Below are 19,097 nucleotides of genomic sequence, written 5' to 3'. Positions count from 1 at the left end.
GAGGATAGTTCCGAAACCGGCGAGCCTCACCGATTCCGCATGCTTCATTCACGACGTTCGCCGCGGCCCTATCGCCTCGAACTGCGCCTTCTGCTCGTCGTTGAGCGTGGCATAGAAATCATCAAGGGCGGCGCGCACCGACTTGACGCCATCGAGCATCACACCGAGCCGCGTGCGAACGGCCGCCATGCGCGCCGGCGGCGTCATCACGTCGTTGGGCTGGCAGGCCGCCTTGAGAGCATCATTGACCCTCGCACTCGTATCCTGGAGCACGCGGAGAGCGGCGCGTTGTGTGTCGTTGGGTTGAAGTCTCGCTTCAATCTCGCTGCCCGGCCACGCCAGGCTTGCGGATTGCGCGCCGCAGGCCTGGGTCAGCGACGCATTCGCATTGCCGGAGGCCACCGCCCGCCGCTGATCCTCAGCGAGCGCATTGAAGCGCGCCTTTTGTTCGTCGTTGAGCGAGCCATAGAATCTCTCCAGCGCCGGCTGAACGAGGTTCACCGCATTGATCAAGGCCTCGACGCGCTGCTGCATGGCGGCGAGCCGGCCCGGCGCCGTCGCCGCGACTTGCGTTGGACAGGATGTGCGGATGATGTCGGCCGCCTGCAGCGACGCATTGCCGAGCTGGTCGAGGCTGGCGCCTTGCGCATCCGTCGGCTGCACCGCGGACGCGATCTGGTCGATCGGCAGACCGGCGATCTCGCGGCGGTCGCTGCCGCAGAGCTGATCGAGCGGAACGCCGCGCGCCTGCCGTCGCCCCGGCATGCGCTGCGGCAGATAGGTCGAGAGACCGTCATAGCCATAGGGACCGAAAATGCCGGCATAGATGTCCGGATAGCCGTAGCCCCAGAAGCCGAGGCCGTCGCCCCAGATCGTGTAGTCGTAGAGGTCGTTATAGGCGAAGGGCCAGAACAGCGGGCCGACCCAGCCGTAGTAGCCGCCGGGATGCTGCCACCATCCGTTGCCCGCGCCATGCCAGCCGACCAGGGCAGCTGCTGTCACGATCTGGGCCCGCGCCGCGGGATTGCTGATCAGGCGGCCGTTGCGGAAGGCCTGGGCATTGAAGGCGTTGCGGAAACCGGCGGGTCGCACCGCGGCGTTGCGGATCTGGCCGAAATTCGGGCCGCCGCGCCGCGCGCCGGCGGCAAATCGCGGTCCGCCATGATGGCCGCCACCGAAATGTGCGTGGCCGAAACCATGTCCGCCACCGTGGTGGCCGCCACCGCGATGCCCACCTCCATGATGACCACCGCCGTGGCCGCCACCATGACCACCCCCATGGCCTCCCTTGGCGAGGGCGGCACCCGCAAGCACACAGGCCAGCGCCATCGCAACAATTCCAATGACCGGTCGCAACATCTGATCCTCCGCAATCCGCAGCATTGAGGCATTGGAAATTGACAGGAATTGGAACCCGCGCGTGGAACGAAAGTTCCGCACGACCGCAATGCACTCTGGAAACGGCGCTCATGAGTTTGCGCACGGGGCTTCCGCATCGTCAGGCCGGGCATAGCCGTCCGAAGGACGGCGTCGCTTCCGCTCGCCTATGTCCCGGCCATCCACGACCTTCCTACCTGCACGAAGAACGTGGATGCCCGGGACAAGCCCGGGCATGACGAGCTCGTGGCGCGAGCGTGATCCGCACATGCGATAGTGCGCCTACGCCTCCGGTACTATCTTGCCGGGGTTGAGGATGTTCTGGGGATCAAGCGCCTTCTTCAGCGCCCGCATCGCATCGAGCGCTTCGGGGCCGAGCTCGGCCTTGAGATATTTTTGCTTGCCCTGGCCGATGCCGTGCTCGCCGGTGCAGGTGCCGTCCATCGACTGTGCGCGCTCGACGAGGCGATGCATGAACTCTTCGCCGCGCGCCATCTCGTCCGCATCGTTGGTGTCGCAGAGCAGCGAGCAGTGGAAATTGCCGTCACCGACATGGCCGACGATCGGCGACGTCAGATTGAGCCGCTTTAGATCCTCCTCGGTCTCGGTCACGCAATCGGCCAGCCGCGAGATCGGCACGCAGACATCGGTTGCAACCACGCCGATGCTGTCGCCGGGCCGCATCGCCTTCACCGACCAATAGGCGTCGTGCCGCGCCTGCCACAGTTTTGTGCGGTCTTCCGGCTTGGTGGTCCAGGAGAAGTCGCCGCCACCGCAATCCTTTGCGATCTCAGCGAATGCCTTGGACTGCTCGGCGACCTCGATCTCGCTGCCGTGGAATTCGAGCAACAATAGCGGCGTCTCCGGCAGGGTCAGCTTCGAATAGGAATTGCAGGCCCGCACCTGGGCCGCATTGAGCAACTCGATGCGCGCCACGGGAATGCCGGTCTGGATCGCCAGGATCACGGCCTGGCAGGCGCCGTGCACGGTTTCGAAGGAAACGGCACCGGCGGCGATCATCTCGGGAATGCCGCGCAAGCGGATCGTTAGCTCCGAGATGATGCCGAGCGTGCCCTCGGCACCGATGAAGAGATGCGTCAAATCGTAGCCGGCCGACGATTTCTTCGCGCGCGTGCCGGTCGTGATGATCTCGCCGTCGCCGCGCACGACCTTCAGGGCGAGCACGCTCTCGCGGATCGTGCCGTAGCGCACCGCATTGGTACCCGAGGCGCGCGTCGAAGCCATGCCGCCGAGCGAGGCATCCGCGCCGGGATCGATCGGGAAGAACAGGCCCTGGTCGCGCAAATGCTCGTTCAGCGCCTTGCGGGTGACACCGGGCTCGATCACGCAGTCGAGGTCCTCGGCATGCACTGCGAGCACCTTGTTCATGTCGCGCAGGTCGATGCAGATGCCGCCGGCCGGCGCGTTGACCTGGCCCTCGAGCGAGGTCCCGGTGCCGAAGGGAATGATGGGCACGCCGTTCTTGGCGCAGATGCGCACGACGTCCTGGATGTCCCTGGTCTCCTGCGCCATGACGACCCCGTCCGGCGGCTGGTTGGGCAGCCAGGTCGTGGTGTGGCCGTGCTGCTCGCGTACAGCCTGCGAGGTGATGAGGCGGTTGCCGAAGCGTGCGGTGAGCTGCTCGAGCGCGCTTGCGAGGGCTTTCGGTGCCGGCCGCTGCGGATTATTGGTGATTGTCGTACCCACGGACATTTCCTCCCGACAGAAGAACCGTGGCAAAGGATATATGGCCGGTCAAGTCAAGGGATCGGACGCATAGCAGGAAGGAAAGATGACGGACACAGCCGGCACGGGCGAACCATTCCGCTCGTCGATCATGCAGATCGAGCCGCAATGGATCGACTATAACGGCCATCTCAACATGGCCTATTACAATGTGATGTTCGACCGGGCGATCGACCAGCTCTGGTTCAAGCTCGGGATCGGACCGACCTACATGAAAGAGCGGGGCGGCTCGACCTTCACCGCCGAATGCCATGTGCGGTATCTGCGCGAGATCCATCTCGGCGATCCCGTGCAGGTGTCGGTCTGGCTGCTGGAAGCCGACGAGAAGCGGCTGCACACATTCCAGGAGCTACGGCATGCCACCGAGGGCTGGATCTCCGCCACCTCGGAGAACATGTCGCTCCACATCGACATGAGCTCGCGCAAGGTCGCGCCGTTTCCGCCAGACATTCGCGAGCGCATCGGAGCCGTCGTGAGGGCTCACAGCGCGGTGCCGCGTCCCGAGGGCATCGGCCGAAACATCGCGATGCCCTCGAAGCGTTGATCGCGCTAGATCCCGGTGCGGCCGCGCGCAAGGCCCACAACGGCCGACACCAGGAACAGCACGACCGCGATGAAGAAGATGATCTTGGCGATTTCGATGGACGCGCCGGCGATACCGCCAAAACCCAAAATGCCGGCGATCAGCGCGATCACCAGAAACGTCACAACCCAGCCTAGCATGGCCAAACCTCCGTCTCGATTTTCGTGTGCGATCGGCGCGACCTCGAGGCCACGCCTCGCTTGGTGAGACAATCTCGACTGCGAAACGATGGTTCCGAGCGGGACATGCGGGAAATTTGCGGCCGCCGCAGGAACAAATTTCGCCTTTCATGCGGGATTGCGCGGCCGGATAAGTCTGTAAAACCCCTCCCCGCCGCCCCATATAGGCGGTATTCCCTGCTATGAAGGCTCCCTTCCACACCCCCGCGGTGCCATCGTGGGGCCGATGATTCGCATGACCGAGCCGAGCAAGATCACCAACCACAGCGTACCCGACCACCATCCCGCGGCCGGCGGCATCGCCGCGCGCGCCCGCGCCTCGGTGGGACCCAAATATCTCACCGGCCTCAATCCCGAGCAGCGCGAGGCGGTCGAGACGCTGGACGGACCGGTGCTGGTGCTGGCGGGTGCGGGCACCGGCAAGACGCGCGTGCTGACGACGCGCATCGCGCATATTTTGAGCCAGGGCCGGGCGCGTCCCGGCGAGATCCTGTCGGTGACCTTTACCAACAAGGCCGCGCGCGAGATGAAGCACCGGCTCGGCCAGATGCTGGGACAGGCGGTCGAGGGCATGCCGTGGCTCGGCACCTTCCACTCCATCGGCGGCCGCATCCTGCGCACCCATGCCGAGCTCGCGCAGCTCAAATCCAATTTCACCGTGCTCGACGTCGATGACCAGGTCCGGCTGCTGAAGCAGTTGCTGCAGGCCGAGAACATCGACGACAAGCGCTGGCCCGCGCGCATGCTCGCCGGCCTGATCGACGGCTGGAAGAACCGCGGGCTGAGCCCAACGCAGGTACCCTCAGGCGAAGCCGCGATGTTCGCCAACGGCAAGGGCGGCAAGCTCTATGCGAGCTACCAGGAGCGGCTGAAGATCCTCAACGCCGCCGATTTCGGCGACCTGCTGCTGGAGAACATCCGGATCTTCCGCGAGCATCCCGATATCCTCCGGCAGTACCAGCAGCGCTTCAAATACATCCTGGTCGACGAATATCAGGACACCAACGTCGCGCAGTATCTGTGGCTGCGGCTGTTGTCGCAGGCGCCGGCGGCAACCAAAACCGTCATTCCGGGGCGGCTCGAAGAGCCGAACCCGGAATCTGGAGATGAGTCCACAGCTCGAGATTCCGGGTTCGATGCTCCGCATCGCCCCGGAATGACGGAGCATGCGGTCGGCGCGCCGATGGCCACGCCCCACGTCAAAAACATCTGCTGCGTCGGCGACGATGATCAGTCGATCTATGGCTGGCGCGGCGCGGAGGTCGACAACATCCTGCGCTTCGAGCACGATTTCCCGGGCGCAAAAGTCATTCGCCTGGAGCGCAACTACCGCTCGACCGGCCACATCCTCGCCGCGGCCTCGCACCTGATCGCACACAATGAAGGCCGGCTCGGCAAGACGCTGCGCACCGAGGACGAGGACGGCGAGAAGGTCACCGTCACCGGCGCCTGGGACTCGGAAGAGGAAGCGCGCGCGATCGGCGAGGAGATCGAGCAGATCCAGCGCATGGGCGACAAACTCAACGAGGTCGCGATCCTGGTGCGCGCGTCCTACCAGATGCGCGAGTTCGAAGACCGTTTTGTCACGCTCGGCCTGCCCTACCGCGTGATCGGCGGCCCGCGCTTCTATGAGCGGGCGGAAATCCGCGATGCGCTGGCCTATTTGCGCGTCATCAACTCGCCTGCCGACGACCTCGCCTTCGAGCGCATCGTCAACGTGCCGAAGCGTGGCCTGGGCGATGCCACCGTCCAGATGCTGCACGACCACGCCCGCAAGCGGCGCATCCCGCTGTTCGAGGCGGCGCGCGCCGTGGTCGAGACCGACGAGTTGAAGCCGAAGGCGCGCGGATCGCTGCGCGAGGTCGTGACGCAATTCGACCGCTGGCGCGCCCAGCGCGAGGTCACCGCGCATACGGACCTTGCCCAGATCGTGCTGGACGAGAGCGGCTACACGGAGATGTGGCAGAAGGACCGCTCGGCGGACGCCGCGGGCCGGCTCGAGAACTTGAAAGAACTCGTCCGCTCCATGGAGGAGTTCGAGAACCTGCAAGGATTTCTCGAGCACATCGCGCTGGTGATGGATCGCGACCGCGGCTCGGAGGAAGACGCGGTGTCGCTGATGACGCTGCATTCGGCCAAGGGGCTCGAATTCGACAACGTGTTCCTGCCCGGCTGGGAGGAAGGCCTGTTTCCGAGCCAGCGCACCCTGGACGAACAGGGCCGCGCGGGCCTGGAAGAGGAACGCCGGCTCGCCCATGTCGGCCTGACCCGCGCCCGGCGGCGCGCAAAGCTGTATTTTGCGACCAACCGGCGGATCCATGGCACCTGGTCGACCACGATCCCGTCCCGCTTCCTCGACGAGCTGCCGGCGGCCAATGTCGAGATCACGGAATCCAAGGGGGGCTCGGCCTGGGGCGGCACCGGCGGCTACGGCGCCTCGCGCTTCGACGACATGGAGGCGTTCGGCTCGAGTTATACGACGCCGGGCTGGCAGCGCGCGCAGGCGAATCGCAACCGCGGGCAAGGTGGGAGCCAAGGCGGCGGCCGTGGTGGCGGCGGGCGCGGTGGTTTCGAGGAGGAAGCTTCGTCGTTTTCGTCCTCGCCCGATTTCGGCGGCAGCTTCGGTTCGCGCCGCCGCGGGCCGATGACGATCGAGGGCGAGCTGGTCGCCAAATCGACCGGCACGACCTCGGAATTTGCGCTGAATGACCGTGTCTTCCACCAAAAATTCGGCTATGGCCGCGTCGTCAAGATCGACGGCAACAAGCTCACCATCGCCTTCGACAAGGCCGGCGAGAAGAAGGTCGTGGACAGTTTTGTGCAGAGGGCGTGAGTGCCTAGGTGTTGCGGCGGCGTTACGCCGCCGCCTTTACCCTGTGCACAGCCCTTGACCACCGCGAACTTCCCCGTATCAGATGCACCCATGCTCCGGGGTTCCGTTACATCAATCGTGCTTGCATTGGTCATACCGCAGATCGCGGCGGCCGAGACGATGAGCTTTGGCGATTCGATCGGAATGCTGGCCAAGAGTTGTGGCGCCGAAATCGTCGCCAATTGCCGCGGCGTGAACCCGGATTCGACCCGCCTGAAGGAATGCCTGTCCCGCAACCGGGACGTTCTGACGCCGCAGTGCCAGAGCGACTACCTCGCGGCCTTCGACGCCATCCAGAAGCGGGTCGCCGCGCGCGTGACGGTCGCGAACGCCTGCGGACGCGAGATCGTCAAGGTCTGCGGCGGGTCGACCAAGGAGACCAGCAAATCGATCCCCTGCCTGATCTCGACGCCCAAGGGTATCGGCAACAACTGCCTGAAGGCCGTCGACGACGCGGGATATCGCTGATGCGCGCGACCCTGCTCAGCCTGTCCCGGATCGGACTTGCCATCGCACTCACTCTGGCGGCTGGCGCGGTGCGCGCGCAGAACGCCGCTGCGCCGGCAGCGCCGCCAACCCGGGACGACATCGTCGCCAAGCTCAATCATTACGAGCAGGATGGCGAGCTCGACGGGCCTGCGCTGAAGCAGCAGGTGCTGGAGCGGGCGAAGACCCGGATCAAGAACGATCCGGGGCCGGTCAATCGGCCGCTGATCGCGCCTGATCTTGCCAAGCTGCCGGCCTTCAACGCGGCGATCCAGTTCGACAGCGACACGCCCATTATCCAACCCGCGTCGTATCAGACCGTCGGCCGCATCGCGGATGCACTGGTCCACGCCTCGCTGCTGCCCTACACGTTCCTGATCGTGGGCCACGTCGAGTCCAACACGAAGACGCGCGAAGCCAACGCAATCCTGAGCCAGCGCCGCGCGGACGCGATCCGCGACGTGCTGGTGAACACGTTCAAGATCTCCGCAAAACGGCTCCACTCGATCGGCCTTGGCGAAGAGCAGTTCCTCGACCGGGCGAAGCCGACCTCGGCGGTGAACGGCCAGATGCAGATCATGACGCTGGCAAAGGTCCCGGACGAGCAGCCGGCGGCACCCGCCAAGCCGGCCGCGCCGGCGAAGAAACCGGCCAAAAAACGATAATCGATCGCATCTCGCGTCAAACGCGGAACTCCTTGAATTATTGCCCGTTTTGCTTGCTATGCACGCCACGCTGCGCTGCGCCGCGCGACAATTGAGCCGGTTTGTGCGGGGGGCATCCTGATGCTATAGGCTTTCCAATCTTCCCAACCTGAACACCGCGCGAGACCGAGATGGGTGGCTATTTTCAACGCCAACTTGCCGTTTACGTCGAATACCATCGCGACCCCCGGAACACCGCGATGCACGTGGTGGGGATCCTGCTGCTGTTCACCGGCGCCGTGATGCCGCTGACGCTCGTCAATGTTCCCCTGTTCGGGGTCGAGGTCAGCCTCGCCGTGATCCTGGCGCTGCCGGTGCTCCTCTACTGGCTCCTGCTCGACATTCCGCTCGGGCTTGGCATCCTCGCGACCTCGGTTGCGCTGTTCTCGATCGCCACGACTGTCGCCCATCAGACCAGCATCGCCATGATGTGGTCGATCTGCGGCGTGATGATCGCGCTCGGCCTCGCCGCGCAGGCGATCGGCCACAAGGTATTCGAGGGCCGCGAGGCCTCGCTGTTCACGTTTCCATCCCATCTTTTTCTCGGACCCATGTTCGTCATGGCAAAATTGTTCATTGCTTTGGGCTTTCGTCGCGATCTTGCCGCGATCCTCGCGCCTGTTCCGGCAAATTCGCTTTCGACTCGATAGGCTTCTCAGGGAGCAGCACCTTTATTCATGACGCGTGTACTCGTTACCGGTGGCAGCGGTTTCATCGGACAGCATCTTGTAGCGGCGCTCCACGATAGGGGGCACAAGGTCCGCATTCTCGATGTCCGCCCGCCGACCGCGCTCAGTCCGGACATCGACTTCGTGCAAGGATCGGTGCTCGACCGCGCCGCGGTCGATCGCGCGCTTGCGGGAATCGAGCAGGTCTATCACCTCGCCGGCCTGCCGGGCATGTGGGTCGCCAACAAGCAGGACTTCCACGACGTCAACTGCGGCGGCACCGAGGTCGTGCTCGCGGCGGCGCAGTCGCGCGGCGTGTCGCGCTTCCTGCACTGCTCGACGGAATCGATCCTGTTTCCTTACTCCGACCTGGGCAATGCCCGTGCCGAGGAGGCGCTGCAGCCGGCGGACGTGATGCCGGGTGCCTATACGCGCTCGAAGGCGCTCGCCGAGCATCATGCGGCCCGCGCCGCGGCGGCCGGATTTCCGATCGTGATCGGTACGCCGACCATGCCGATAGGCCCGACCGACCACAATCTGACGCCGCCGACCGCGATGCTCTGGCGTTTCCTGCAGCAGCGCCTGCAGCCGCACATCAACTTCCTGGTCAACCTCGTCGACGTGCGCGACGTAGCCACCGGTCTGGTGCTCACCATGGAGCGCGGACGGCTCGGACAACGCTACATCCTCGGCGGCGAATGCGTGCGCCTGCGCGAGATCCTGCGCATGATGTCGGCGATCTCGCGTCGGCGGCAGCGCCCGATCGAGGTCCCCGGCAGGCTCGCCGAGTTCTCGGCGACCATGCTCGAATATCTCGCCGACCATTTCACCCACCGTGCCCCCGACGGCACCGGCGAGGGCGTGCGCATCGCGCTCCACGCCAGCGACCTCTCGATCGAGAAGGCGCGGACCGAACTCGGTTATGCGCCCCGCCCGGTCGAGCCGGTGCTGCGCGACACCATCAACTATCTGCTCGCCCGGGGTGCCCGACCGGCCTCCGCCGGGCTGAAACATCCCGCCCTCAGTTCACGCGCCGGCTGACTTGCAGCCGCGATCCGCGTAAGAAGCGTCCCCATGTCCTTTGATTTCAGCAAACTTCTTTCAATCGCCTGGGGTGGCTGGACCACGACCTGGCCGACCAAATTGCTGGCGCTGATCTGGCTCGCCTGGCTCGCGAGCTGGGTCGGGGCCTCGTTCTGGCAGGGCCGCACCCAGAAGCAGGTGATGACGCTGGAATCCGGCCGCTACCGCCTGCCGATCCTGATCGGCGGTATCTTGTTCACGCCCTGGACGGCGGAAGTGCTGAACGAGAAGCCGCTCTGGGTCTTCAGCGAGACCGGCGTCTACATCACGGCCCTGATCGTGCTGGCCGGCATCTCCTTCACCTGGTGGGGACGGCTGCATCTCGGAAAGTTCTGGTCCAACACCATCACCCACAAGGAAGACCACCGCGTCATCGACACCGGGCCCTATGGCATCGTGCGTCACCCGATCTACACCGGGCTGATCGCGGGCATGCTCGCGACCGGCATCGCGGTCGGCACTGTGACGGCGATCCTCGGCGCCATCCTGATCTCCTTCGGCATGTGGCAGAAGGGGCGTATGGAGGAGGTGTTCTTGTCGAAGGAGCTCGGCGCGGACGCCTATGGCGCCTATTGCCGCCGGGTCCCGATGATCATCCCGTTCCTGTCGCCGCGCTGAAGCAGCCGGGTAAAGCGCAAGGTCGTGTGTTTAATGAAAGTTGAATCTATCCGCTTTACGCAATCGTAGCCCGGACCGGGTTAGAAGGCAGCGTTTGATAGGGGCTGCCCAAATGACTGTATTGAAGCGTTTTCTGATCGACGAAAGTGGGACTACCGCGATCGAGTACGGGCTGATTGCAGCGGGCATCGCGCTCGCGATCATCGCGACGGTCAACAATCTCGGGACCGTCCTGTTGAACAACAAGTTCGCGTCGGTCAGCGCCAGCCTCAAGTAACCGTCCAGCGACCGCCGCTCGGCGCTGCCTTCGCGGGCCCGCGGCCGGCTGTGTGAGACCTAAAGCCGCAGAGCGCATCGGATCGCGCTATCTTCGGCTGCATCCATACATTTTCGTCTTGTTAGAAATCCTCTAATTGTGCGGCCTCAGACATCTTAGACCTTCTCTAAGATGCGTTGGCGGCCCGTGCTGTTGACTTTCCGCACCCCGTCGTCTCCTAGCAGATCAGCCGCCGCTGTCGCGCGGTCATTGTCCAAAGGGAGAACTTGATGAAGGGCCTTGTCGGAAAGTCGCTGCTCGTGGTGTCGATGGTGGTGTTGGGCGCATCCGCTGCATCGGCTGACGGCTTCAAGAATTGCACCAAGCTCGACAAAGCTTCCTGGAAGTCGGTGGATCAAGCTGAAGCCAAGGCGAAGGCCGCCGGCTACGAAGTCCGCCGCACCAAGATCGAGGGCTCCTGCTACGAAGTCTACGGCGTCAAGGAAGGCAAGCTGTACGAGCTGTTCTACAGCCCCGAAGATCTCAGCCTGAAGCACACCATCGCGAAGTAACCGCACGGACGTGCCTGACGACGTCAAAACCCTCCGCACCGATCTGGCCGCGCCGGATCGTGCGGAGGCGCAAAATTCGGTGCCGGTGTGGGACCGGCCGCTGCGCGCTTGGCATTGGGCGCTCGCCTTCTTCGTGCTGGTCGCCTGGTTCACGCCGACCGTCTATGACCGCGCGCATCGCGTCGCGGGCTACACAATCATCGCGCTGCTGGTCTTCCGCCTCGCTTGGGGCTTTTTCGGCACGCGCTATTCCCGCTTCAAGCGACTGATGCCGCGGCTGCGCGCGATGCCGTCCTATCTGTGGGGGCTGCGTCACGGCAAGACCGGACGCTATCTCGGGCTCAATCCCGCGGGCGCCGCGATGCTCGTCGCACTGCTGCTGGCGCTTTCGATCTCGGCGATCACCGGCGCCATGCAAGTCACCGTCACCTTCTTCGGCGTATGGTGGGTCGAGGACACTCACACTTACGCATCCGATGCAGTCATCGTGCTCGTGATCGTGCACGTGCTCGGTACGATCCTGATGAGCATCCTCCAGCGCGAGAACCTGCCGCGCGCGATGATCACGGGACGCAAGCGGCGCCACGTCGCCGGAAAATAGTCCGCACGCGCACACGTCGAGCATGGCGACTGATGCGCACCGAGTTCCGCAAGCGTCAAATGGAACTCAACTCGTAGTGTTCTTTCCCTGTGTTATCCACCTCACGAACGGCGCGGCGGCGTGAGCCTATCCTCCGATGCGTGGACGGATCGGCCGTCCATCCGAGCGCGGATGACGCTCGTGTGATGCTTGGAGCACCCAGATGTCTCAGGACTTACTCACGATCAAGCAGGCCGCGACCATCCGCAAGGATGGCAGCGTGGAACTCGTGACGCACAACGCCTCGCTTGCGCCGGGCCGCTACTCTTTCGCCAACTACGACGAGTTCACCGCGTACTTGAAGGAACTCGGCGGACGCAACTCGGGCCGCGGCGTGCGCGGGACGATGGCGCGCAAGGGCCTGTACACGCGGAGCGGCGTCACGTTTGGCGACCCCGTACTCGATGCGATCTCGTCGTCGACCGGCTCGCTCGTGATCGGAGACAAGACGATTGATCTTCGCGAATTCCTCGACCGGGTGATGGACGATACAGCCGCTGGCGGCGTCATTCTCGCCTCCCCTGCGCTGAAGTTCACCGGCATGGTCAACGGTGCGGAACGCTGGGCCTCCGATGATGGCTCGACGGTCGAATATCGCCTGGGCAAGGGACGGCTGACCTTCCACGCCTGGAAGAAGAGCTCCATCACCCAGTATTGGTCGATGGGCGCTGAAGTCACCGTCAGCAACACGCCGGCCAATTTCCAGGTCGCCGACATCACGTCGCACTACTACATGTCCGTCGACGCGCCCTGCCAGGTGGTCAAGGTCGATTCCGACTCCGATCGCCACGACAGCTACGTCGACGAATATGAGTGGGGCTGGAATTCGCAGCAACCCGAGCGCGTCGCCTCGCTCTGTCGCGCGGTCTGGCACGGCATGAAGTTCGCCGACCTCGTGACCGCGGGCAGCGGCTGCGAGATCTTCAGGAACGACAACTGGCCGATCGGCTTCCCTGCCGACTGGAACACGATCAGCACCGTGCCGAACCTCAACGGCAACTGGACCGACGGCTCTTCGCGCAGCGCCGTCATCTCCATCGACTTCAAGGCGATCACGGTCAACATGTCGGCCTTTGGCCGCCCCACTGCGCACGGCACCGTGCAGGACGGATCATCGATCAGCGTGACGTTCCCCGACGACAAGACCTATACGGGTCAGCTCATCGCGCCGAACCGCATCCGATGGTCGAACGGATCGACCTGGACCAAGATCATCAACACCGTGATGGATCTGAACGGCAACTGGACCGACGGAAGCGCCCGGAGCGCCGCGATCACCGAAGGCCCGTCCGCGATCAAGGTCGACATGTCCGACTACGACCGTCCGAACGCGCAGGGGTCGATCGTCAACGCCTCGACGATTTCGATCACCTTCCCGGACGACAAGACTTACACGGCGCAGCTCCAGCCGCCGAACCAGATCCGCTGGTCGAACGGATCGGTCTGGACCAGGAAGCCGTAAATCCGGCGAGCGACGCCCCGGAGGAGGCTGCCGCTTGCAGCCTCCTTCCGCGACTTCTGCAATGCAGGCGCGAGTTCGTTGGCACCGAGCCGATGGATACCGGCGGCGAAAAGGAAGCCCGCCAACCTGGGCGGGCAAAGGATTGATCAGGGAGGAAACGCTCTGACAAGGGAGCGCCCATGCAATCTCGGTGATTCGGTTGCACGCGGTAAGATCGTATGATTACGGTCATCCGCGCCGGCGCCCTGACCTCTCCAGGGGGCTCCGGCGCGCGTCCAACAGGGGAACTCCATGAATTTCTCGAGCATTTTCGCGCGCATCGTCGCGGTTATCGGCGCTTGCGCCGTTCTGTGGCGACGCATGCAGGGCGTCCCGCAGAAGGCGGCCTGGGGCCAGGCGCCGGAGATTCCGGCCGCCAAGCCACAAGGCGCGGTCCCGACGCTGAAGATGCCGACGGCGCGGGGCTGGAGCGAGGGGCAGAAGCCGATCGCGGCACCCGGCCTCAAGGTCAACGCCTTCGCGACCGGGCTCGACCATCCGCGCTGGATCAACGTGATGCCGAACGGCGACGTGCTGATCGCCGAGGCGACGCAGATTCCCGGCCCGGCCCGCAGCATGTTTCACCTTGCGATGCAGGCGACGATGCGGCGCGCGGCGGCGCTCGGCGTCAGCGCCAATCGCATCACGCTGTTGCGCGACAAGGACGGCGACGGCGTTGCCGAGCACCGAGGCATCTTCATGGAAGGGCTGAGCCAGCCCTTCGGCATGGCACTGGTCGGCGATACGTTCTACGTCGGCAACACCGACGGCGTGGTGGCGTTTCCCTACACCGCAGGCGCGGACCGCATCACCGCGCAGGGCAAGACGCTCGTCACGTTCAAGCCCGCCGGACACTGGACGCGGAGCCTGCTGCCGAGCTCGGACGGCAAGAAGCTCTACGCCGGCGTCGGCTCGCTCAGCAACATCGCGGAGATGGGCATGGAGGTCGAGCAGGGCCGCGCCGCCGTCTACGAGCTCGATCTCGCTGATGGCACGAGCCGCATCTTCGCCGCCGGCTTGCGCAACCCGGTCGGCCTCGCGTGGGAGCCGAACACGGCCACGCTGTGGACCGTCGTCAACGAACGCGACGGCCTCGGAGACGAGACGCCGCCGGACTACCTTACCTCGGTGCGCGACGGCGGCTTTTACGGCTGGCCGTATTGTTACTGGGGACAGACCGTCGATGATCGCGTGCCGCAGGATGCCGCGATGGTCGCCAAGGCGATCACGCCGGACTATGCGCTTGGCGGCCACACCGCCTCGCTCGGCCTGTGCTGGATGCCGGCCGGCACCCTGCCCGGCTTCCCCGACGGCATGGCGATCGGCCAGCATGGCTCGTGGAATCGCAGCACACTGAGCGGCTACAAGGTGGTGTTCGTGCCGTTCGAGAATGGACGGCCCTCCGGACCGGCGCGCGACATCCTCTCGGGCTTCCTCGCTCCGGACGAGAAGGAGTCCTATGGACGGCCGGTCGGCGTGACGCTCGGACCCGATGGCTCGCTCTTGGTGGCCGACGACGTCGGCAATGTCATCTGGCGCGTCACCGGCGCCTGACCACAGCCTCGACGCTCGCGCGCGAGCTCATGCCAGGCCTGCGCAAAACGAATCAGCCGATGGCGTTCGAGACCTTCGGACGCCACGGCCAGCTTCATCGCAGCCTCGGCTAACGCTTGAGGATCGTACTCGCAACTCATGACGCCGATTGTAGCCGGCTAAGTGCGACCATGGGGTGGCAAATCGTTCCGTATGATTGCGGGCGTATGATTGCGGAGGCCGCGCTCACGTCCCCACGCTGAGCGTGGCGCGCTGCTTGCGCAGCAGGGCGATGACAGACAGTGCCGTGATCAGACCCGTCTTCGGGTTCTCGGAAGGGATATTCTCGATCGACATCGCGAAGCGGGCGGAATCGGATTCGACCTCGATACGGTGCACGTTGCGTGTCACGGTCGGGTCGGCCCAGATCTGCACGGACGTGCGGTCCGGACCGACGCCCGCGAGCGAGAGCGCAACAGCGACGTTCAAATTGGCTGGAAATCCCTTCGCTGCCTCGCGCGCCGTGCCCTCGAACAGCTTGAGGGGTTCGCGCAGCCCGTCGATGTCAATGTTGTTCTGGATGATAAAGGGCGCGCCCTTCAGGCCGTCGATCGGCTTGCGCGTGACCATCTTGACCGAATGGATGGTGCCGACGGCGGCAGCCGCCACCGCGTCGAGCCCGATCAGTGCGCCCGTTGGCACGACGATGCGACCGCCATTGGACCGCGCGATGTCGACGAGATCGTCGTTGTCGAGCAGCGCGCCGACGCTGACGACGACCGCCGTCTTGCCGCGCTTCACCGCCGGCTCGACGATGGCGCGAAGCTGGCTGCTCGGCGCGCATTCGACCACGATCTCGGCGACCTCGCCGAGCTGGTCGAGGGGCAAGACAGACGGATGGCAGCGCAGGCTACTCAGGAACGATTGATGCTTGCTGACATCGCGCACCGCGACCGCTGACAGCTCCAGCCCTTCGATGCCGCGATCGAGTTCGCGCGCGATCTTCGAGCCGATCGAGCCCAGGCCCGCGATTGCGACGCGCAAGTTCTTCTGCTGACCGTCGACCATGGCACAACCCCTCTTCGCTCAGAATATTCCATAGCTCAGCTATCGCGATCGCGTAAAGCATCGTCCGGGATCGAACCGGCTCACATCGCGGCGCGACTGCAACAACGGCAGCCAATGCTCTGCCTTCGCGATCATGTGCATCACGCCGCCGCGAACCAGTCACGGCAGCAAATGACGCAGCCGTGATGCTGCACGGCATCCTCAGAAAATCTGGACAGCTTCCTTCCGAAAAATCACGCGGCTCTCAAGCTTAGCGTGAGGACGCCGCCATTGGCCACCGCCTAGCATCACGGCACGGGGCTCGATTTGTTTAAAGGATGAAATGCAATGGCGACCACGGCAGTATTTTCCAAAAACACCGGCGTGCTCACGGAGTTCGGCGACAGTCTCGATAACTCCATCGTGACCAGCCGCGACGCAGCCGGCAATATTCTCGTCAATGGCGGTGCCGTGTCGATTCTCGGCGACAAGCCGACCGTTGCCAACACCACCGAGATCGACGTGTTCGGTCAGGCCGGTGACGATACCATCTCGCTGAATGAAGCCAATGGCGCGTTGCCGTCCGCGCATCTGTTCGGCGGCACGGGCAACGACACGCTGATCGGTGGCTCCAGCGCGGACATGCTGTTCGGCCAGGCCGGCAACGATACTCTCAGAGGCCAGGGCGGCAACGATCTCCTGTTCGGTGGTGCCGGCAACGACGTCATGGATGGCGGCACTGGCGACGACCAGCTCTTTGGCGAGGCCGGCAACGACCGGATGATCTGGAATCCCGGCGGCGGCACCGACCTGTTCGAAGGCGGCGACGGAACCGACACGGCAGAGGTCAATGGCGGCAACGGCGCCGAGACCTTCGCGATCACGCCAAACGGCACGCGCGTGCGCTTCGACCGCCTCAGCCCGGCGCCGTTCTCCCTCGACATCGGCACCACCGAAAATCTCGTGGTCCACGCCAATGGCGGCGACGACGTCATCACCGCGAGCAACGGTCTTGCAACCCTCATCCAGCTCACGCTCGATGGCGGTGACGGCAACGACAGGATCACCGGCGGTGACGGCAACGATGTCCTGATCGGCGGTAACGGCGACGACATCGTTGCCGGCGGACGCGGCAACGACACCGCCCAGCTCGGCAGCGGCGATGACACCTTCATATGGAATCCCGGCGACGGCAGCGACATCGTCGACGGCGGCGACGGCACGGACAAGTTGGTGTTCAACGGCGCGAACATCAGCGAGAAGATCGCGATCTCCGCGAACGGAAATCATGCGAGGTTCATGCGCGACGTCGCCAATATCACGATGGACCTGACGAAGGTGGAGCAGATCCAGTTCAACGCACTCGGCGGTGCCGACAATATCATGGTCGACGATCTCACCGGTACCGGCGTGACCGCTGTCTCAATCGACCTCGGCGCAAGCGGCGGCACGCAGGGCGACGGCTCGAGTGACACCGTGACGATCAACGGCACCGGCGGCGCCAACCATATCCAGGTGACGGCTACCGGCACCACGGTGACCGTCAGCGGCCTGCAGGAAGTCGTCACGCTGAGCAATGTCGAGGCCGGCGATCGCCTGGTGATCCAGGGTCTCGGCGGCAACGACGTGATCGACGCCTCGACGGTTTCGGCCGGCGTGATCGGCCTGACCATCGACGGCGGCACGGGTAATGACACCATCACCGGCAGCCGCGGCGACGACCTTCTGATCGGCGGTGACGGCAACGACAATGTGAATGGCGGCATCGGCAACGACTTTGCCAACCTCGGCGCCGGCAACGATACCTTCACCTGGAATCCCGGCGACGGCAGCGACACCGTGGAAGGCGGCGCGGGCACCGACACGCTGGTGTTCAACGGCTCGAATGCCGCCGAGACCATGGACATCTCGGGCAATGGAAGCCGGGTGCGCCTGTTCCGCGACGTCGGCAATATCGTGATGGACCTCAACGCCGTCGAGCGCCTTCAGCTCAACGCGTCAGGCGGAGCCGACCAGATCACGCTCAACGACCTCACCGGCACCGGGGTCCAGCGCGTCACCATCGACCTCGCGGGTACGCCGGGCGGCACCGGCGCCGATGGCGCCGCAGACGTCGTCACCATCAACGGCACGGCCGGCGAGGACCATATCAATCTCGTCAGCAGCGGCAACTCGGTGCTGGTGAACGGTCTGTCCGAACAGGTCACGGTCGCCAATGTCGGCGCCGAAGACTCCATGGTGGTCAACGGGCTCGCCGGAAATGACGTCATCAATGCGTCGCTGATCAGGGCGGGGCAACTCGCCAACCTCACGATCAATGGCGGCGACGGCGACGACAGCATCATCGGCAGCGCTGGCAAAGACACCGTATTCGGCGGCCGGGGCAACGACGTTGCGCTCCTCGGTGCGGGCGACGACACCTTCGTCTGGAATCCGGGCGACGGCAACGACATCGTTGAAGGTCAGGCCGGCTTCGACACGCTCAGGTTCAACGGCGCAAACATCGCGGAGACCATCGACATCTCCGCCAATGGCAGCCGAGCCCTCTTCACCCGGAACGTTGCCAACATCACCATGGACCTGAACGGGGTCGAGCGCATCGAGTTCAACGCACTCGGCGGAGCCGACACCATCAATGTCAACGACCTCACCGGCACCAGCGTGAATGAAGTCGATCTCGACCTCGGCGCCGGCGATGGCGCGGCAGATACGGTGGTCCTCAACGCGACCGCAGGCGACGACGTCATCACCGTGACCAACAACAATGGCGTGGTCACCGTGACCGGCCTCAAGGAGGAGGTCAAGATCTCCAACTTCGGCGCCGGCGATCGTCTCGTCATCAACGGGCTCGGCGGCGACGACGTCATCACGGCGTCCGGGCTCGGCAACAGCGGTCTCCAGCTCACGGCAAACGGCGGCGACGGCGACGACATCCTGATCGGCAGTGCCGGCAACGACGTGCTGAGCGGCGGCAACGGCGACGACGTCCTGATCGGTGGCGGCGGAATCGACGTCCTCGACGGCGGGCCGGGCAGCAATGTCGTGATCAACGGCGGGGGTGCAATCGCCCCGGTCGTAGGCGCGGCGCTGCTCAGCCAGGCCATGGCCGGCAGCTTCGTCACGGACGGCGGCCCAGGCGGGATGCCGATTGCCGATCCACATCAGACGGAAGCGCCGGTGCTGGCACCGCCGCAGCACGCCTGAAGACGAGCTCGCCTGTTCCGGAGGAACC

At 64.7% G+C, this 19,097-nt stretch carries 18 protein-coding genes; 14 read left to right on the top strand and 4 right to left on the bottom strand.

Annotated elements, in window-relative coordinates; genetic code table 11:
- Positions 1-48: 48 nt before the first annotated feature.
- Positions 49-1,002: a Spy/CpxP family protein refolding chaperone gene (locus JQ632_RS39580; RefSeq protein ID WP_312015654.1), complete on the bottom strand. Its 954-nt coding sequence runs from the start codon at positions 1,000-1,002 to the stop codon at positions 49-51.
- On the opposite strand from JQ632_RS39580, the gene JQ632_RS39575 reads away from it, so the two are divergent.
- Positions 973-1,386 (top strand): hypothetical protein, encoded by a 414-nt coding sequence (locus tag JQ632_RS39575; RefSeq protein WP_249152463.1) that lies wholly within the window; start codon positions 973-975, stop codon positions 1,384-1,386. The two genes, JQ632_RS39580 and JQ632_RS39575, sit on opposite strands and share 30 nt — an antisense overlap.
- A 273-nt stretch (positions 1,387-1,659) precedes the next feature.
- On the opposite strand, the gene JQ632_RS23025 is transcribed toward JQ632_RS39575, so the two are convergent.
- A complete protein-coding gene (locus JQ632_RS23025; RefSeq protein ID WP_212404867.1) occupies positions 1,660-3,084 on the bottom strand; it encodes an FAD-binding oxidoreductase in 1,425 nt (474 codons plus the stop codon).
- 85 nt (positions 3,085-3,169) lie between these two features.
- On the opposite strand from JQ632_RS23025, the gene JQ632_RS23020 reads away from it, so the two are divergent.
- On the top strand, positions 3,170-3,667 hold the full coding sequence (locus JQ632_RS23020; protein ID WP_212404866.1) for a thioesterase family protein: 498 nt from the start codon (positions 3,170-3,172) through the stop codon (positions 3,665-3,667).
- 5 nt (positions 3,668-3,672) lie between these two features.
- Here the strand turns inward: JQ632_RS23020 and JQ632_RS23015 are convergent, their stop codons facing one another.
- Complete coding sequence (locus JQ632_RS23015; RefSeq protein WP_212404865.1) at positions 3,673-3,846, bottom strand: DUF1328 domain-containing protein; 174 nt, start codon at positions 3,844-3,846, stop codon at positions 3,673-3,675.
- A 265-nt stretch (positions 3,847-4,111) separates the two neighbouring features.
- Between JQ632_RS23015 and JQ632_RS23010 the strand changes: the two genes are divergently transcribed.
- From JQ632_RS23010 to JQ632_RS22960, 11 genes are all read left to right on the top strand, one after another.
- The gene (locus JQ632_RS23010) at positions 4,112-6,718 is read left to right on the top strand and encodes an ATP-dependent helicase (protein ID WP_212404864.1); all 2,607 of its coding nucleotides are present in this window, start codon (positions 4,112-4,114) and stop codon (positions 6,716-6,718) included.
- Positions 6,719-6,808: 90 nt separating this feature from the next.
- Positions 6,809-7,225 (top strand): hypothetical protein, encoded by a 417-nt coding sequence (locus tag JQ632_RS23005; protein ID WP_212404863.1) that lies wholly within the window; start codon positions 6,809-6,811, stop codon positions 7,223-7,225.
- Positions 7,225-7,908 carry an OmpA family protein gene (locus JQ632_RS23000; protein ID WP_212404862.1) on the top strand — a complete coding sequence of 228 codons (684 nt, stop codon included), beginning with the start codon at positions 7,225-7,227 and terminating at the stop codon, positions 7,906-7,908. Before JQ632_RS23005 ends, JQ632_RS23000 begins: the two co-directional genes overlap by 1 nt.
- 170 nt (positions 7,909-8,078) lie before the next feature.
- Positions 8,079-8,597 (top strand): DUF962 domain-containing protein, encoded by a 519-nt coding sequence (locus JQ632_RS22995; RefSeq protein WP_212404861.1) that lies wholly within the window; start codon positions 8,079-8,081, stop codon positions 8,595-8,597.
- A gap of 27 nt (positions 8,598-8,624) precedes the next feature.
- Positions 8,625-9,656 (top strand): NAD-dependent epimerase/dehydratase family protein, encoded by a 1,032-nt coding sequence (locus JQ632_RS22990; protein WP_212404860.1) that lies wholly within the window; start codon positions 8,625-8,627, stop codon positions 9,654-9,656.
- Positions 9,657-9,689: 33 nt separating this feature from the next.
- Positions 9,690-10,316, top strand: a complete 627-nt coding sequence (locus tag JQ632_RS22985) for an isoprenylcysteine carboxylmethyltransferase family protein (RefSeq protein WP_212404859.1) — start codon at positions 9,690-9,692, stop codon at positions 10,314-10,316.
- Positions 10,317-10,428: 112 nt separating this feature from the next.
- Positions 10,429-10,593: a Flp family type IVb pilin gene (locus tag JQ632_RS22980; RefSeq protein ID WP_212404858.1), complete on the top strand. Its 165-nt coding sequence runs from the start codon at positions 10,429-10,431 to the stop codon at positions 10,591-10,593.
- A 269-nt stretch (positions 10,594-10,862) separates the two neighbouring features.
- Positions 10,863-11,144: a PepSY domain-containing protein gene (locus JQ632_RS22975; protein ID WP_212404857.1), complete on the top strand. Its 282-nt coding sequence runs from the start codon at positions 10,863-10,865 to the stop codon at positions 11,142-11,144.
- 43 nt (positions 11,145-11,187) lie between these two features.
- A complete protein-coding gene (locus JQ632_RS22970; protein ID WP_249152468.1) occupies positions 11,188-11,745 on the top strand; it encodes a cytochrome b/b6 domain-containing protein in 558 nt (185 codons plus the stop codon).
- Between the two features lie 202 nt (positions 11,746-11,947).
- Positions 11,948-13,246 (top strand): hypothetical protein, encoded by a 1,299-nt coding sequence (locus JQ632_RS22965; RefSeq protein ID WP_212404855.1) that lies wholly within the window; start codon positions 11,948-11,950, stop codon positions 13,244-13,246.
- Between the two features lie 291 nt (positions 13,247-13,537).
- Positions 13,538-14,839, top strand: coding sequence for a sorbosone dehydrogenase family protein (locus JQ632_RS22960; RefSeq protein ID WP_212404854.1), 1,302 nt, complete (start codon positions 13,538-13,540; stop codon positions 14,837-14,839).
- A 225-nt stretch (positions 14,840-15,064) separates the two neighbouring features.
- On the opposite strand, the gene JQ632_RS22955 is transcribed toward JQ632_RS22960, so the two are convergent.
- A complete protein-coding gene (locus JQ632_RS22955) occupies positions 15,065-15,886 on the bottom strand; it encodes an aspartate dehydrogenase (protein ID WP_212404853.1) in 822 nt (273 codons plus the stop codon).
- Between the two features lie 327 nt (positions 15,887-16,213).
- Here JQ632_RS22955 and JQ632_RS22950 point away from each other — a divergent pair, with 327 nt between their 5' ends.
- A complete protein-coding gene (locus JQ632_RS22950; RefSeq protein WP_212404852.1) occupies positions 16,214-19,069 on the top strand; it encodes a calcium-binding protein in 2,856 nt (951 codons plus the stop codon).
- The last annotated feature ends 28 nt before the right edge of the window (positions 19,070-19,097 follow it).

It is taken from the genome of Bradyrhizobium liaoningense, from assembly GCF_018130955.1.
In the GTDB taxonomy this organism is placed as follows: Bacteria; Pseudomonadota; Alphaproteobacteria; order Rhizobiales; family Xanthobacteraceae; genus Bradyrhizobium; species Bradyrhizobium liaoningense_C.
This window is presented reverse-complemented; position numbering and strand designations above follow the sequence as displayed.